The sequence below is a fragment of the Draconibacterium orientale genome (assembly GCF_900111425.1).
GTDB classification, from domain to species: Bacteria; Bacteroidota; Bacteroidia; order Bacteroidales; family Prolixibacteraceae; genus Draconibacterium; species Draconibacterium orientale.
Map to the genome: position 1 here is coordinate 89,691 of NZ_FOHT01000008.1, position 14,983 is coordinate 104,673.

Sequence of the window (14,983 nt, forward strand, 5' to 3'; positions counted from 1 at the left end):
AGTTTTATGGTTTTTCTGTTTTAATACTTATTATTTGAAAAAAGGTTCTCTAAAATATATCACAGATAGTCGGCATATTTTGTAAATTTACCTTATAACTTAAAACCAATTAAAATGACTAGTGTTCAGCAGCTTGCAAAAATGATCGATCATTCGATCCTTCATCCCACGATGACCGATTACGATTTGGAACGGGAATGTGCCGTTGCGGCAAGGTATAATGTGGCATCGGTGTGTGTAAAACCTTATGCGGTAAAACAGGCCAGGCAATTGTTAAAAAATACGGAGGTGGCGGTAGGTTGTGTGATTGGTTTTCCGGCCGGAAATTCAGCCATTGAAGTAAAAGCTTTTGAGGCGGAAACAGCCTGTAAAGACGGGGCGGTTGAGATTGACATGGTTATAAATATAGGGAAAGCGTTGCAGGGCGACTGGAAATATATTGAACTTGAAATTGGTACGGTGGTAAAAGTCTGTCATAAAAACGGAGCGATTGTAAAAGTGATTTTCGAAACCGACTACATTGAGAATAAATTAGACATTAAAAAGCTGTGTGAGATATGCACAGAGGTTGGTGCCGATTACGTAAAAACGTCTTCCGGCTTTGGTTTTGTAAAAGGTGCCGATGGGCGATACTCGTACATGGGAGCTACCATTGAAAACCTAAAATTGATGCGCGATAGCAGCGGGCCTAACGTAAAAATAAAAGCCGCCGGAGGTGTGCGTACACTCGATGCTCTGCTGGCTGTGCGTGAAGCCGGTTGCACACGTTGTGGAGCCACGGCAACAGTTGCTATTCTTGAAGAAGCGAAAAAACGATTTGGGGAATAGAAAAAAAGCTTCCGTTTCAGGAAGCTCCTTTTTTATTTTTTCAAAATCTTATACGTGTTATAATCTCCGTTGCTTAATTCTACTTTTAGCAGAAACAGCCCGGTTAAATGGTGTGGCAGATTGAATTCTGCCGTGTTTTCATTGGGCTGCAACTCTTCGATTTTTACGCCCGTGGTGTTATATACCGAAATACGCGAGATTACTTTATCTGCAGTGATCATCAATCTTCCTTCGGTTGGATTTGGGAAAACCTTAACCGAAGTTGATTTTATCAGCTGTGCCGAAACCACCAGCGTTCCGTCGTTTTGTTTAAAACGATAAGCAAATTGCTGGTAATACTGGTTGGCAATATCGGCATCGTGAATAATGAGAGTGTTTTCATCGTTTCGTTCGTTGGCCGAACTACTCCAGTTGTGGCTGCCGGTTATCGTTTGCGGATCAGATTCCGGATTGTTGGCATCAATTAATGCTACTTTATGGTGAAGCTGACCTGCTGCATCGTCGAAAATGTATTTTTTTGCGGGCAGTGAGCTGCTAAGGTTGTTATTCACCAGGTCGGTATTGTCGCTTTCGCGTTCAGTAATAACATTAACGTTAACGCCACGATCGTAGGCATCGATTATAGTATAAGCCAAATCAGAGCGGGTGATCAGCATGGTTTCAATATCCAGATCGTAATCGGCCGTATTAATTGCGTTTATAAGCTGCTGATTGGTGTTGTCCGACGGACTGAAATAGCAGGCAATTAATTTATCGCCTACCTGAATCTGGTGGGGTGTATTATTAATTTTTGCATCACCAAATTTTGCATTTCCGGCATTCGGCTGGTTGCTAGTGCTTCCCCACATTTCTTCAAATTCAAGCTCGTAAACTTTGGCCAGCGACTGGTCCTGAATAAAAATCATATTATTGCTGTCGTAAGTTAACTGGCTTGGAGTGAGGTTTGTAGAGCCCGACCAAACCCAGGCTGCGTTAGCATCTGTGGCGTTTGCATCGAAAATTACAAATTTGTTGTGCATAATGCCACCTTCGGCTATCTCCGGGCGTTCAAGAACCGGAATGTTGTTGTTTAAATCGTAAACACTGTTGTGACTTGTTGATCCGCAGGTGATAAACCGAATTGCAACTCCACGATCGTATGCGGCATTCAGTGCATCCGATATTTTTGAATTGTCGAAATTGTATATACAGAAGTCAATCGATTCGCTGGCCCTGCCAATATAGGCAGCGAGTGTGTCGGCCATAAAATCATCAATATTAGTGGCGACAGTTGGATTGGCGTAGCTTTCGTCAGTTTCGGTGTTGAAATATACTTTTATGGCGCCTGATGAATTTGATTTACTAACAAAAGCACTGATAGCCGAAAAAGCGGTGTCGCCCTCGTTAATCGAAAAAGCCTGCGCGTAAACAATCTCTGAACTTTGTAAGCCCGTAATCTGCGCTCGGTGCGTATATTCATCGGCACTGGTTGTTGATTGGCCGCTGGCATGATTCGTCAATGCTGCGATTTCCATCTCTGATCCGTATCGTATTTCGGAAGTGCCATCGGTGTCGGTGTTCCATTCAATTGTAATCGAGTTGCTTGTAGTTTCAGTTACTTCAAGCGCCGACGTAAGTTGGATGTTGGTGTTAAAAATAAAATCATCGGCATCGCGCGGAAGAAGCTGATAAGTTGTCTTGTATTGTGAGCAAATAGCAAGCAGGTCGAATGTTCCGGTTGGAATGGCATCTCCAACAAGTGGGCTGCCTGAGCTTATCCTTATTTCTCCGGTATTTGTTCCATCTGTAAACGAGTAGTTCGTGTTTCCGCCAAATTCTCCGCCGGCATTTACAAATTCAATATTATTTATCCGGATAAGTTCTGCTTCATATTCTTCGCCAATATCGCTTATGCTGATGATTTGTGGTTCAGGTAATGGCAGTCCTGATGCGTGTATTGAAAAGTTGGTAACAGAGCTAACTTCGAGCAGGTTGTTGTAATCAACAAGTTGGCCGCTTACGGTAATGGAGTCTCCGCGTTGTACTTCCGATAGTTTATTGTCGTAAATGGCAATTCCCCCCGTATTGTCCTGGATGTATCTGATGGAACCGAGTTCGGAGCCGTTGGTTACAATGCCTGAAACCGTAACGCTTGAGCTTGTTGCTTGCTGACGTGCCTCGTAAATACTTGTTTGAGCGAATAATTCAACGCTAAAAAAAAGAAATAGAATAAATGTAGAGATTTTCATCTTTTTTAAAAAAGTTTGTTTTTAAAGGTTTAAGATGCCTGCCTGTCGGCAGAAAGGGAACTCGCATAAGTTTGATTAACTGCTTTTGTGTGTAAATCTTGTTCATGCTCGTTTCGCAACATACTATTTAATTTGCAGGTGAAAATAACTAAATACTGTTGTAATTTACAGGGGAAAAAGAAAATTGTTCAAAAATTAATTTCTCGAGATCATCAGTTTTTTTATTGTTCGTTTATTGTCGGTTGTTAAAATCTGAATCAGATAAATTCCGTTTGGAATATCGTTAACCTGCAGTTGTATTTTTGAAACAGGAACTTTATATTCTTTCAAATAAACTTGCTTCCCTGTAATGTTGGTGAGACGGATTTCGCTGATTTCGTTTAGCGAATAATCAATGGTAACTTTATCGTTTTTGCAGGGATTTGGGTAAATTTTTACTTCGTTTTTTGCTTCTTCTTCATTTTGAAATGAAGAAAATCCGGTGTCTTGAGCAAAAGACGCCGAAGCAACAAATAATGTAAATAAGAAAAGTATAATATATTTCATGGCAGCACTGTTTAATTGTTTCCTTGTGTATTCAGCAAATTGCATGCCTGTATATGCTGTATACAGGAAAAAATTAAAACAGTTGCAAAGCGGCTTCCAAATCTCCCGGTGTATCAATGCCAATAGTGGCCGATGTTGTTTCTGCGGTTTTTATTTTGTAGCCATTTTCAAGCCAGCGCAGTTGTTCCAGCGATTCGGCCAGTTCCAGTTTTCCTTGTTCCAGCTGCGTTATTTTTTGTAACACATCAGCCTTGAAAGCATACATGCCAATGTGGCTCCAGAAAGTATGTTTTTTTACCCAGTTTTTGTTTTCTTCCCCACGAAAATACGGAATAGGAGAGCGGCTAAAATACAAGGCGGAATCGTTTTTGTCGAGCACCACTTTCGGGCGGTTCGGATTAAAAAGTTCTTCTTCCGAATCGATTTTTTTTACCAGTGTGGCAATTTCTGTTTCGCTTTCAAAACACAACTTAATCAATTCAATTTGTTCCGGTTTTACAAAAGGCTCGTCGCCCTGAATATTAACCACAATATCTACGGGGCGGTTTTTAGCAATTTTTAATGCCGCCTCGGCACAACGGTCGGTACCGCTTTGGTGCGTAGGAAGTGTTTTTACCACCTCGCCGCCAAAAGCTTTTACGGCATCAAAAATACGATCGTCGTCGGTGGCAACACAAACATACGGTAGTGCTTTCGAAGCATTTTCATATACCCACTGAATCATCGGTTTGTTCTTTATTTTTGCCAGTGGTTTTCCCGGAAAACGTGATGATTGATAACGGGCTGGTATAATTCCAATGAAGTTCATTTTTCTCTTTTTAAATGCGTTTACAGTCTGTTTTGCGAACAATTTGTCAGAACAATTTATCGACGCATCAAAGATAATAATCGCTTCAGATTTAAGCTGCTTTGTGCAGAAAATATGTTGGAACGGGATTTGCCTGGCACTTCCGGATGGAGAAAACCCTAAAAAAACTTAATTGTGACTGACTTTCTGTCATTGCCATCGAAAAATTGTAAATTTGCAGGTTGTTGACTGAATATAATATGGATATACAAACAATAAAACAAAGATTTGGAATAATAGGAAACACTGCCGGAATAAACCGGGCCATTGAAGTTGCTGTTCAGGTAGCGCCAACCGATTTGTCGGTTTTGGTAACCGGGGAAAGTGGTGTTGGTAAAGAAATATTTCCACAAATAATACATCAGTTTTCGAGCCGGAAACATGGTAAATACATTGCCGTAAACTGCGGAGCTATCCCTGAGGGAACAATCGACTCGGAGTTGTTCGGGCACGAAAAGGGGGCATTTACCGGAGCGCTTGCCGACCGGAAAGGATATTTTCAGGAAGCCGATGGCGGTACCATTTTTTTGGATGAAATTGGCGAGTTGCCTTTATCAACCCAGGTGCGTTTGCTGCGTGTGTTGGAAACCGGCGAGTTTATGAAGGTAGGTTCGTCGCAGGTAATTAAAACCAACGTGCGGGTTATTGCCGCAACCAACGTAAATATTCCGAAAGCAATTGAAGAGGGAAAGTTTCGTGAGGATTTGTATTACCGTTTAAATACGGTGCCGATTTCAATTCCTCCCTTGCGCGAACGCCCCGACGATGTTATTTTGCTGTTCAGGAAATTTGCACGCGATTTTGCCGAAAAATACCGAATGCCACCCGTGCGTTTGGAAGAAGATGCACGAACGGTTTTGGTAAACTTTCGCTGGCCGGGAAATATACGCCAGTTAAAAAATATTACCGAGCAGATTTCGATAATTGAGCAGGAACGCGATATTTCAGCCGAATCATTGCGGCCGTATTTACCGGTAAGCGGAGGAGCCAACTTGCCGGCTTTGCTGGCGCGCGAAGAAGACAATAAGTCGTTTGCCAACGAGCGCGAAATATTGTACAAAGTTCTTTTTGATATGAAGAGCGATATGAACGACCTGAAAAAGCTGGTGCTCGATTTAATGGAAAACCGCGATGCACCAATTTCAGGCGATCAGGCACAGATTATCCGGAATTTGTATAATACCGACGATGGTAATTTTGTGGCAAAAGAACAGGTGCCTAATCCGATACATATTACTTCGGTTGATAAAGATAATATTCAGGATACGGAGGAATTTGTGGAAGAATCGCTTTCTTTGGCCGATAAAGAAATTGAGTTGATTCAGAAAGCGCTGGAGAAACACCGTGGGAAAAGAAAATATGCCGCTCAGGAATTGGGAATTTCGGAACGGACATTATACCGCAAAATTAAAGAATACGATATTAAGGGATAAAAACATGTTGAGAAAACTTTTGTTTGTTGCCGTTGTGGCTGGCCTGGTTGGCATTTTGGCACCATCGTGTAAAATTAATTATACATTTACCGGAGCTAATTTGTCGCCCAATGTAAAAACTTTTACTGTGTATTATTTTCCCAACCGTGCACGTTTAATTAATCCGACCTTAAGCCAGAGTTTTACCGAAGAATTGCGCGAGAAATTAACACGCCAAACATCGTTAAACGAGCTTTCGGAAAGTGGCGACCTTGAATTTGAAGGGCAGATTACTGGGTACGAATTTCGTCCGATGTCGATACAAAAAGCGGATGAGTCGGCACAAACACGACTCACCGTTACAATTAATCTGAAGTACACCAACAATCAGGTGCCAGAAGAAAATTTCGAAAAGTCATTCTCGGCTTACGAAGACTTTGACAGTAACCTTTCAATCAGTTCGGTAGAAGAAGAACTGAGTGCTGAAATAATTAAAAAGCTCACCGAAGATATTTTTAACGCAACCATTGCAAACTGGTAATATGGAAAGCGAGCAGTTTCTGACCTATATAAATACATCGAAATCGCTGAATGGGGAAACGTTGGATGAGGCAAAAAAACTCACTGTCGATTTTCCGTGGTTTTCAGGCGGCTGGCTGTTGTATTTAAAGAATCTGAAGAAGCTGGGGCATGCCGATTATGACGCTGTTTTAAAGAAAGTGGCGGTTATGGTTCCCGACAGAAAAGTGTTGTTTAAATTTTTAAATGATGAATTGCCTAAAAAACACGTGGAGACTTCAATCGAGAACGCCCCGGCAACTTATCGTTTGGAAGGAGATGTTGAATTGCAAGCGGAAAACTCGTTGATCGATAAATTTCTGTCGATCAACAGTGAGCGATTGAGGACTGTAAAGCATAATCAGGATACCAATGGGAACGGAGGCGAGAAATGGATTGTCGATCAGTCGGTAATAGAAGATGAGGAGCTGGTAACCGAAACTTTGGCATCGATTTATTTTCAGCAAAAGAACTTTGATAAAGCTTTGGATGCCTATAAAAAATTAAGTTTGAAATATCCGGAAAAAAGTGTTTACTTTGCAGGCCGTATTGAAGAAATAGAATTGTTAAAGAATAATAATTAAAAAAGATGTATACTTTAATCACCGTTTTACTATTTATCGTTTGTATCCTTTTGGTACTGATTGTACTGGTGCAAAACTCAAAAGGAGGAGGCTTGGCAAGTAACTTCCAGTCTTCAGGACAGGTTATGGGCGTGCGAAAAACAACCGATTTCCTTGAAAAAGGAACATGGTTTTTGGCAGGAGCTTTATTATTCCTTTCTGTTGTAGGAGCGGGTTTTATTCCTCGCGAGCAATCAGAAGCCGACCAAAGTCGTGTGCAGGAACAAATTGAAACAGCTGTTGATCCTACTCAGGTTCCAACATTCCCGACAACTCCTCCGGCTGCAACTGAAGAAACTCCGGCTGCCGACGATGAAGGTGGTGAAAATTAGGATTCAAGACAAAATGATATATAAAAGCCGTTCGATTTCGAGCGGCTTTTTTTCTGGATAAAATTTTAATGTTGTCATTCAGGGAAGTTCGGGGTGGTTGTTCTTCCCGTAATATCATCAATTATCAGGATGATGTATTTCTCTTTCTGAAAATAGAAATGCCGGGTTGAAAACTGCAGGTCTTTCATTTCACGTTCACCATGCTTGTTAAAAAACGGGCGCCTGATATGTTGTTTATACACAGCAGTATTGTTCAGGTACGAATCGAACGCGGCCAGCCGTAACTCGCAGGTGCAACATTTACTGGTTTTTCCACAATCTTTTGCTTCTTCAATTTGGTAGGCACATCCAATTGCTTCGCCACATAGCATGTATAAAAGATCCTCGTTGGTTTTGTTCGAGAAGATTGTTTTTAGTGCGTTATTAAAAGCCTGCAGTCGCATGTCTTTGTCGAGCAGTAACACACAGCTGGTAATATTGTCCAAAACCAGATTCATAAACTCCCCCGATTCGGCTAGCATGTCGAAACTGTGATTGGCCATTGTTTTTTTTGATTGCATAGCAATTTTGTTTGGTGTATTGCTTAAAAGTACAAAAAAGCATATTGAAAATCAATGTGTAAGGATTTTTTTTGAGTACACGCTGCGTGTTGTGTGCGGAGTGCTTTAAAGTGAGAATAGCCGGGTATTTCTAAAACTGTTATGTTGAATGCTCAGCTAATCCCCGGTTATGATCATTCATGTTGTTGCAATCTCTATAAAGTAAATCGTGGTGAATGGTATTCGCTTTCAATAATTAGCGGAATAGCAAATTGCGCGTCAGATGAAAGATTAAAGTTGGCCAGGCCCTTAATTTCAATCGAAATAAGATAGCGTGGATTTTCGTTCAAACGGTTAGTTAACGGAGCCAGAACATCATCCAGAACCAACGAATGTGAATCGCCGCTTAAAAAATTACCTTCCTGCAATAAATCTACCGCGTGGATTTGCTGGTAGTATTCGTCGCCTTGAGTTTTGAACGAGATGGCAAGCCGGAGTTCTTTAATTGTTTCATTGTTTTGCAGGGTTTCAAATGAAAGGATAGAACCCGCTCCCGGATGGATCTGAACAACATCGCCCGGACATTTTTTGAGCTCATCGCTGTAACCCAGACAGAAAATTCCAATGCCATCAAAATGATAAGTTTCCGGTGATTCGCTGAAATTGGCTAAATACGATTTTGTTGGAATATCAACGATTAATTTGGTTTCGGTAGTGTAATCTGTGTCTGCTTCGTCGCAGGCAAACAGAGGCAGTAAGAGTACCCCCAATAAAATTAAATTTTTGAGTTTCATGGCTTTCTGTTTTTAATGTTACAAAACCACGGTACTTTGGCTCTGTTTTCCGACTATATTAAGTACGAATAAAGCGGGTTATTAGTTGCGAAAAGAAGAATAAAAGGACAAAAAGGTATTGAATAGAATTTGGTGCAGTAGATTATTACTGTTGCTGTCACCATGGCAGGAAATCTGACATGGCTGTAATGGTCAGATATACAGGTACTAGTCGGGTGTGTTGGAGGTGTTTTTGCAGTTGTTCGTGTTATTTTGTCTTTAATTTGGAGGGCTTGAATGCTTTTTGCCGATTGGCACAAAATATGATACGGAAAGTGCGTTAAAACGAAAAAAATATTTAATCATAAAAACTAAAACAAAATGGCAGATTTAAAAGGTAAAATTCTTGCTGGCAAGATCCTGGTTCAACCGCAGGAAGCAGAAGAAAAAACAGTGAGTGGAATCATTATTCCTGATTCAGCAAAAGAAAAACCACAAGTTGGTACAATTGTATTGGTGGGTGCCGATAAAAAAGATGAACCAATGGAATTAAAAGTTGGTGATATTGTTTTTTACGGTAAATACTCAGGTACTGAGTTGAACATTGATGGAGTAGATTATTTATTGATGTCGCAATCTGACGTTTTATACATTAACTAATTTCAACAAGTAAAAATCAGAAAAGATGGCTAAAGAAATTAAATTCGATATTGAAGCACGCGATTTGCTTAAAAGTGGTGTTGATCAGCTGGCTAATGCAGTAAAAGTTACTTTAGGACCAAAAGGTCGTAACGTAGTAATCGAGAAAAAATTTGGTGCACCACAAATTACTAAAGACGGTGTAACTGTTGCAAAAGAAATTGAGTTAAGCGATGCCTACGAAAATATGGGTGCGCAAATGGTAAAAGAAGTAGCCTCGAAAACCGGCGACGACGCTGGTGACGGAACTACAACTGCAACTGTTTTGGCACAATCGATCGTTAATGTTGGTTTGAAAAACGTTACTGCAGGTGCAAATCCAATGGACCTGAAACGTGGTATCGACAAAGCTGTTGAAGCTGTTGTTGCAAGCATTAAAGAGCAAGCTCAGACAATTGGCGACGACTACGCAAAAATCGAATCGGTTGCTAAAATCTCTGCCAACAACGATGCAGTTATCGGCTCGTTGATTGCTGAAGCAATGAAAAAAGTACACAAAGAAGGTGTTATCACCATCGAAGAAGCAAAAGGTACTGATACTTACGTTGACGTAGTTGAAGGTATGCAGTTCGACCGTGGTTACCTTTCTCCATATTTTGTAACCGATGCAGAAAAAATGGTTGCAGAACTGGATAATCCTTTCATCTTGATCCACGACAAAAAGATCAGCACAATGAAAGATCTTCTTCCTGTTTTGGAAGCTACAGCTCAAACAGGTCGTCCGTTAATGATCATTTCTGAAGATGTTGATGGCGAAGCATTGGCAACTTTGGTTGTTAACCGTTTGCGTGGTTCGTTAAAAGTATGTGCTGTTAAAGCTCCTGGTTTTGGCGATCGCAGAAAAGAAATGTTGGAAGACATTGCAATCCTGACTGGTGGTACTGTAATTACCGAAGAAAAAGGTATGAAACTGGAGCAGGCTACAATTGATATGTTGGGTCAGTGCGAAAAAATTACTGTTGACAAAGAAAATACAACAGTAGTTAACGGTGCCGGTGCACAAGAAGCTATTGCTGCTCGTGTTAACCAGATTAAAACGCAGATGGAAACTACAACTTCTGATTACGACAAAGAAAAACTGCAAGAGCGTTTGGCAAAATTAGCCGGTGGTGTTGCTGTTATCTATGTTGGTGCTGCTTCAGAGGTGGAAATGAAAGAGAAAAAAGACCGCGTTGACGATGCATTGCACGCAACCCGCGCTGCTGTTGAAGAAGGAATTGTTCCTGGTGGTGGTGTTGCTTTGGTTCGCGCTATTGCTGCATTGGAAGACCTGAAAGGCGAAAACGAAGACGAAACAACAGGTGTTGAAATCGTTAAACGTGCCATTGAAGAGCCATTACGTCAGATTGTAGCTAACGCTGGTAAAGAAGGTGCTGTTGTTGTTCAAAACGTAAAAGACGGCGAAGGCGACTATGGTTACAATGCCCGCACTGATGAGTATCAGAAACTATACGAAGCAGGTGTTATCGACCCTGCAAAAGTAACTCGTGTTGCGCTTGAAAACGCTGCTTCAATTGCCGGTATGTTCTTAACTACTGAAACAGTAATTGTTGAAGTTAAAGAAGATGCTCCAGTAATGCCAATGGGTGGTCCAGGTATGGGCGGCATGGGCGGCATGATGTAAAAATCAGCTCACAAAAATACAGAAAGCTCTTCCCGTTTGGGAGGGGCTTTTTTTATACCCGTTTTTTTGATTTTATTTCTCAAAAATGAACGCGCCTGGTTATGCGTTGTGTTTGCCGGCTTAAACTGAGCGTTGTATTTTGATACTTTGATAGAAAAAGCAGTTATTAAATTACAGGCGCTAAAGTTTCTTAAATACAATAGTTAGAATTTTAAACTTTGGAGATGTAAAAACTTACAATTGCCTGTTTTTGAGGTGTTTCAGGGAATGATGTCAGGAATACTGATTTCCGTCACACAGTGTTTTTTAACATCTTTTTGCAGGAGTCTAAAGTGTTGTTTATCAGTGATAAAAGGATTTTGCAAATCTTCCGAAAAGCTTGTTATTTGTTTTTTTACTTCTCTACCTTTGCCAAACAATCAAATTTTGATTGCACAAGCTCATAAATAAGTATGATTTTTAATGGGGCAGCCGCACGTTGGTTGTCATCTAATTTTTAACCTTATGAAAACAAAAATAAACGAATTCATTGCGAATTTGGAACACAGAACTCCGGGCGAAAATGAATTTCACCAGGCAGTAGAAGAAGTTATTGGTTCAGTTTGGGATTTTTATGAAAAGAATCCACGTTACCAGCGTGCCAAAATTTTGGAGCGAATGGTTGAACCGGAACGCGTAATCATGTTCAGGGTGCCTTGGGTCGACGACCGGGGCGAAGTGCAAATAAATCGTGGTTATCGCGTAGAGTTTAACTCGGCATTGGGCCCGTATAAAGGAGGTTTGCGGTTTCATGCCAGCGTAACCCTCAGTATTTTAAAGTTTTTGGGATTTGAACAAACATTTAAAAATAGCCTTACCACTTTGCCAATGGGCGGCGGAAAAGGCGGGTCGGATTTTAGTCCGAAAGGAAAGAGCGATGGCGAAATTATGCGGTTTTGCCAGAGTTTTATGACGGAATTGTATCGCCACATCGGGCCAAATACCGATGTTCCGGCCGGTGATATCGGAGTGGGTGGACGTGAGATTGGCTATTTATTCGGACAATATAAGCGGTTAAAAAATGAATTCACCGGCGTATTAACCGGAAAAGGTTTGGCTTGGGGTGGAAGTTTGATTCGGCCTGAAGCTACCGGTTTTGGCGCCGTGTATTTTGCGCAACATATGCTGCACCGAATTGGAAAAGACATTGAAGGACAAACAATCGCAGTGTCGGGATTCGGAAACGTTGCCTGGGGAGCTATCTCAAAAATTAATGAGCTGGGTGGAAAAGTTGTTACCATCTCAGGACCAGATGGATACATTTACGATAAAAATGGAATTTCAGGCGATAAAGTCGACTACCTGCTTGAATTGCGCGCCACAAATAATGATATTGTTTCGCCGTATGCCGAAGAATTCGATGCCGAGTTTGTTGCCGGTAAACGCCCGTGGGAAGTGCCGGTTGATATGGCAATGCCTTGTGCCACCGAAAACGAACTAGGTCTGGAAGATGCAAAAGAGTTGGCTAAAAATGGTTGTAAACTATTGGCCGAAACATCGAATATGGGATGTGCCGCTGAAGCTGTCGACTATTTAAGTCAGGCAATGGATTATGCTCCGGGCAAAGCAGTAAATGCCGGTGGTGTTGCTGTTTCCGGATTGGAGATGTCGCAAAACAGTATGCGTATCAACTGGGCACGCGAAGAAGTGGATGAGCGTTTAAAGGGAATTATGAAAGCGATTCACGAAACGTGCGTGAGCTATGGCTCAAAAGGAAATAAAGTTGATTATGTAAAAGGTGCCAATGTTGGCGGTTTTGTTAAAGTTGCCGAAGCCATGTTGGCGCAGGGTGTTGTGTAGCCTCGTTAAGAAATACTTAATATTGGAAATACAAAAACATCCGCTCGGATTTCGGGCGGATGTTTTATTTTGCCTTTAATTCAGCGATGCGACCATCCCGAAAAGTGAAAATTTAATTTTTAGGTAAAGTTGAAAAGAGGGTAAGGAACAAACACTTTTTTACTTTTGTCGGCCACTCAGGTTTAATTATCTGATTTTACAGACGATTAATTGTGATAATTAAGGATAGATAGAAAAACAAGCAATAGTTAGCTTAAGGTAAAAGTACCTAGATGTTAATAGATACACATTCGCATATATACTCAGAAGATTTTATTCACGATCGGGACGAAGCATTAAAGCGGGCTGATGAGAGTGGAGTTAAAAAGATTATTTTGCCGAACATTGATTCCGGCTCGATAAAACATATGCTTGATCTGGCAGGGGCATACCCAAATTTGTGTTTTCCGCTTATTGGTTTGCACCCCACTTCAGTAGAAGAAGACTACGAAGAAGAGTTGGAAGCCATTGAATATTGGTTGCAACGGCGTAAATTCTATGGTATTGGCGAGATTGGTATCGATCTGTACTGGGAAAGCAAATACGAACAGGAGCAAAAAGAGGCTTTTCGCTATCAGATACGTTTGGCAAAAAAGTTAAACCTGCCCATTGTTGTGCATGTGCGCAAGTCGTTCGACCCAACCTACGAAATTATAAAGGAAGAGCAAGACGGAACACTCCGTGGTGTTTTTCATTGTTTTAGCGGAACGGTGGAGGAAGCACAAAAAATTACAGAACTGGGATTTTTGCTCGGAATTGGCGGAGTAGTTACCTTTAAAAACAGCGATCTCGACGAAGTAATTAAAGAAATCGATCCGCATCACCTTGTTCTCGAAACCGATTCGCCTTACCTGGCCCCGGTTCCTAAAAGAGGTAAACGCAACGAGAGTTCCTATCTTATTCATGTTGCGCAAAAAGTTGCCGATGTTTACCGTTTGCCACTTACCCGCATTGCAGAAATAACCACCACCAATGCCCGTAATTTATTCGGAATTTGATAACTTGCAGGCCTAATTAAAAACTGCATGACCACACGAGCTGCCAAAAAAACTTCTATATTAATAATATATACCGGAGGTACCATTGGTATGGTTCAGGATCCCAAAAATGGTGCCTTGAAACCAGTAAAGTTTGATAAAATTCAGGAGGTAGTTCCTGAGTTGAAGAAATTTGATTTCATAATAAAGACCATTACTTTTAATCCGGCTCTCGATTCTTCAAACATGAATCCGATTACGTGGATTAAAATTGCCAAAACTATTGAGCGGCATTATAATGCCTACGATGGTTTTGTTATTTTGCACGGAACCGACACGATGGCTTATACTGCTTCGGCTTTAAGTTATATGTTCGAAAACCTCGATAAACCTATTATTCTTACCGGATCGCAATTGCCTATCGGGATGATTCGAACCGATGGAAAAGAAAACCTGATAACGGCCGTTGAAATTGCTGCGGCAAAAATTCAGGGACTCAGTATTGTTCCAGAGGTTTGTATTTATTTCGATTTTAAATTGTACCGGGGAAACCGTACCTTAAAACGCGATGCCGAATTGTTTAGCGCATTTCGTTCGGTAAATTATCCGGAGCTGGCAGTGGCCGGAATCGACATCAAGTTTAGTACCGAGTTTATTTATTACCCCGAAAACAAAGGCATATTAAAAGTAAATACCGATTTTGATGACAATGTGGTTATCCTGAAAATATTTCCCGGGATTAACCAGAACGTTTTTAACTCGGTGCTGAATACTCCCGGATTAAAAGGTGTTGTACTCGAGACGTTTGGGTCAGGCAATGTGCCTACATCGCGCTGGTTGATTAATGCCATTAAGCGAACCATTAAACGAGGTATAGTGGTTTTAAATGTTACGCAGTGCCAGGGAGGTAAGGTAGTCATGGGGCAGTATCAAACCAGTGTTGAGTTACTGAATGCAGGAGTCGTTTCTGCAAAAGATATGACCACCGAAGCGGCAATTACAAAGTTGATGTTTTTGCTCGGGCAAAGCCTTAAACCGGACGAAATCAAAATGTACCTCAATAAAAGTCTGCGCGGGGAAATTAGTGAATAGCAAAGTTTTTTTTTCACAATTTTTTAT

Annotated in this window: 15 protein-coding genes; 10 read left to right on the forward strand and 5 right to left on the reverse strand. The window is 41.1% G+C overall.

Annotation, left to right across the window (positions count from 1 at the left end; genetic code table 11):
- The first annotated feature begins 114 nt into the window (after window positions 1-114).
- Complete coding sequence (deoC, locus tag BMW53_RS06550) at window positions 115-828, forward strand: deoxyribose-phosphate aldolase (protein ID WP_051567636.1); 714 nt, start codon at window positions 115-117, stop codon at window positions 826-828.
- A 32-nt stretch (window positions 829-860) separates the two neighbouring features.
- Here deoC and BMW53_RS06555 read toward each other — a convergent pair whose 3' ends face one another.
- The 3 genes from BMW53_RS06555 to kdsB all read right to left on the reverse strand — a co-directional run bounded on the left by BMW53_RS06555 (window position 861) and on the right by kdsB (window position 4,410).
- Entirely contained in the window at window positions 861-3,056 is a 2,196-nt protein-coding gene (locus BMW53_RS06555; protein WP_038556490.1) for a phospholipase D-like domain-containing protein, read from the reverse strand.
- Between the two features lie 195 nt (window positions 3,057-3,251).
- The gene (locus BMW53_RS06560; protein ID WP_168136395.1) at window positions 3,252-3,602 is read right to left on the reverse strand and encodes a T9SS type A sorting domain-containing protein; all 351 of its coding nucleotides are present in this window, start codon (window positions 3,600-3,602) and stop codon (window positions 3,252-3,254) included.
- 73 nt (window positions 3,603-3,675) lie between these two features.
- Complete coding sequence (kdsB, locus tag BMW53_RS06565) at window positions 3,676-4,410, reverse strand: 3-deoxy-manno-octulosonate cytidylyltransferase (RefSeq protein WP_038563963.1); 735 nt, start codon at window positions 4,408-4,410, stop codon at window positions 3,676-3,678.
- Between the two features lie 239 nt (window positions 4,411-4,649).
- Between kdsB and BMW53_RS06570 the strand changes: the two genes are divergently transcribed.
- From BMW53_RS06570 to secG, 4 genes are read left to right on the forward strand one after another with little or no spacing between them, the layout of a single operon-like run.
- Window positions 4,650-5,882, forward strand: coding sequence for a sigma-54 interaction domain-containing protein (locus tag BMW53_RS06570; protein ID WP_038556486.1), 1,233 nt, complete (start codon window positions 4,650-4,652; stop codon window positions 5,880-5,882).
- A 4-nt stretch (window positions 5,883-5,886) separates the two neighbouring features.
- Window positions 5,887-6,402, forward strand: a complete 516-nt coding sequence (locus tag BMW53_RS06575) for an LptE family protein (RefSeq protein WP_038556483.1) — start codon at window positions 5,887-5,889, stop codon at window positions 6,400-6,402.
- 1 nt (window position 6,403) lies between these two features.
- The gene (locus tag BMW53_RS06580) at window positions 6,404-7,003 is read left to right on the forward strand and encodes a tetratricopeptide repeat protein (protein WP_051567635.1); all 600 of its coding nucleotides are present in this window, start codon (window positions 6,404-6,406) and stop codon (window positions 7,001-7,003) included.
- 5 nt (window positions 7,004-7,008) lie between these two features.
- Window positions 7,009-7,374 carry a preprotein translocase subunit SecG gene (gene secG / locus BMW53_RS06585; RefSeq protein WP_038556481.1) on the forward strand — a complete coding sequence of 122 codons (366 nt, stop codon included), beginning with the start codon at window positions 7,009-7,011 and terminating at the stop codon, window positions 7,372-7,374.
- Window positions 7,375-7,448: 74 nt separating this feature from the next.
- On the opposite strand, the gene BMW53_RS06590 is transcribed toward secG, so the two are convergent.
- Both BMW53_RS06590 and BMW53_RS06595 read right to left on the reverse strand, forming a co-directional pair.
- Window positions 7,449-7,934, reverse strand: coding sequence for a nitrogen regulation protein NR(II) (locus tag BMW53_RS06590; RefSeq protein ID WP_038556479.1), 486 nt, complete (start codon window positions 7,932-7,934; stop codon window positions 7,449-7,451).
- A 194-nt stretch (window positions 7,935-8,128) separates the two neighbouring features.
- Window positions 8,129-8,707 (reverse strand): hypothetical protein, encoded by a 579-nt coding sequence (locus BMW53_RS06595; RefSeq protein WP_038556477.1) that lies wholly within the window; start codon window positions 8,705-8,707, stop codon window positions 8,129-8,131.
- 360 nt (window positions 8,708-9,067) lie between these two features.
- Between BMW53_RS06595 and BMW53_RS06600 the strand changes: the two genes are divergently transcribed.
- The 5 genes from BMW53_RS06600 (at window position 9,068) to BMW53_RS06620 (ending at window position 14,956) form a co-directional block, all read left to right on the forward strand.
- A complete protein-coding gene (locus BMW53_RS06600; RefSeq protein ID WP_038556475.1) occupies window positions 9,068-9,346 on the forward strand; it encodes a co-chaperone GroES in 279 nt (92 codons plus the stop codon).
- A 25-nt stretch (window positions 9,347-9,371) separates the two neighbouring features.
- A complete protein-coding gene (groL, locus tag BMW53_RS06605) occupies window positions 9,372-11,009 on the forward strand; it encodes a chaperonin GroEL (protein ID WP_038556473.1) in 1,638 nt (545 codons plus the stop codon).
- A gap of 504 nt (window positions 11,010-11,513) precedes the next feature.
- Window positions 11,514-12,848: an NADP-specific glutamate dehydrogenase gene (gene gdhA, locus BMW53_RS06610; protein WP_038563957.1), complete on the forward strand. Its 1,335-nt coding sequence runs from the start codon at window positions 11,514-11,516 to the stop codon at window positions 12,846-12,848.
- A 272-nt stretch (window positions 12,849-13,120) separates the two neighbouring features.
- Window positions 13,121-13,885, forward strand: a complete 765-nt coding sequence (locus BMW53_RS06615) for a TatD family hydrolase (protein ID WP_038556471.1) — start codon at window positions 13,121-13,123, stop codon at window positions 13,883-13,885.
- A 27-nt stretch (window positions 13,886-13,912) separates the two neighbouring features.
- Window positions 13,913-14,956, forward strand: coding sequence for an asparaginase (locus tag BMW53_RS06620; protein WP_038556469.1), 1,044 nt, complete (start codon window positions 13,913-13,915; stop codon window positions 14,954-14,956).
- The last annotated feature ends 27 nt before the right edge of the window (window positions 14,957-14,983 follow it).

Bases quoted from the DNA above. Each gene is read 5' to 3' on its own strand.
- secG (WP_038556481.1), top strand. From the start codon at position 7,009: ATGTATACTTTAATCACCGTTTTACTATTTATCGTTTGTATCCTTTTG.
- kdsB (WP_038563963.1), bottom strand. From the start codon at position 4,410: ATGAACTTCATTGGAATTATACCAGCCCGTTATCAATCATCACGTTTT.
- BMW53_RS06575 (WP_038556483.1), top strand. From the start codon at position 5,887: ATGTTGAGAAAACTTTTGTTTGTTGCCGTTGTGGCTGGCCTGGTTGGC.
- BMW53_RS06600 (WP_038556475.1), top strand. From the start codon at position 9,068: ATGGCAGATTTAAAAGGTAAAATTCTTGCTGGCAAGATCCTGGTTCAA.
- BMW53_RS06580 (WP_051567635.1), top strand. From the start codon at position 6,404: ATGGAAAGCGAGCAGTTTCTGACCTATATAAATACATCGAAATCGCTG.
- BMW53_RS06570 (WP_038556486.1), top strand. From the start codon at position 4,650: ATGGATATACAAACAATAAAACAAAGATTTGGAATAATAGGAAACACT.
- BMW53_RS06620 (WP_038556469.1), top strand. From the start codon at position 13,913: ATGACCACACGAGCTGCCAAAAAAACTTCTATATTAATAATATATACC.
- groL (WP_038556473.1), top strand. From the start codon at position 9,372: ATGGCTAAAGAAATTAAATTCGATATTGAAGCACGCGATTTGCTTAAA.
- BMW53_RS06590 (WP_038556479.1), bottom strand. From the start codon at position 7,934: ATGCAATCAAAAAAAACAATGGCCAATCACAGTTTCGACATGCTAGCC.
- BMW53_RS06595 (WP_038556477.1), bottom strand. From the start codon at position 8,707: ATGAAACTCAAAAATTTAATTTTATTGGGGGTACTCTTACTGCCTCTG.
- BMW53_RS06615 (WP_038556471.1), top strand. From the start codon at position 13,121: ATGTTAATAGATACACATTCGCATATATACTCAGAAGATTTTATTCAC.
- gdhA (WP_038563957.1), top strand. From the start codon at position 11,514: ATGAAAACAAAAATAAACGAATTCATTGCGAATTTGGAACACAGAACT.
- deoC (WP_051567636.1), top strand. From the start codon at position 115: ATGACTAGTGTTCAGCAGCTTGCAAAAATGATCGATCATTCGATCCTT.
- BMW53_RS06555 (WP_038556490.1), bottom strand. From the start codon at position 3,056: ATGAAAATCTCTACATTTATTCTATTTCTTTTTTTTAGCGTTGAATTA.
- BMW53_RS06560 (WP_168136395.1), bottom strand. From the start codon at position 3,602: ATGAAATATATTATACTTTTCTTATTTACATTATTTGTTGCTTCGGCG.